Genomic DNA, 212 nt, shown 5'->3' on the forward strand with positions numbered 1-212 from the left:
GTCGTGAAGATGCGACTTACCCGCGGAAGGACGGAAAGACCCCGTGAACCTTCACTGCAGCTTGGCATTGGCCGCTGGCCCGTCGCGTAGAGGATAGGCGGGAGGCTTCGAAGCCCGGGCGCCAGCCTGGGTGGAGCCGACCTTGGAATACCGCCCTCGGCGCGCCGGCGTCCTAACCCCATGCCGTCATCCGGATGGGGGACCGTGCCAGG

The 212-nt window shown here is 67.5% G+C and carries 1 rRNA gene; it reads left to right on the plus strand.

Going from position 1 to position 212, the window contains the following annotated elements:
• Positions 1-212 (plus strand): 23S ribosomal RNA (locus AOBCEHNH_RS07065); the annotation flags it as partial.

Origin of the sequence: Collinsella intestinalis, from assembly GCF_902501455.1 — a bacterium.
GTDB classification, from domain to species: domain Bacteria; phylum Actinomycetota; class Coriobacteriia; order Coriobacteriales; family Coriobacteriaceae; genus Collinsella; species Collinsella intestinalis.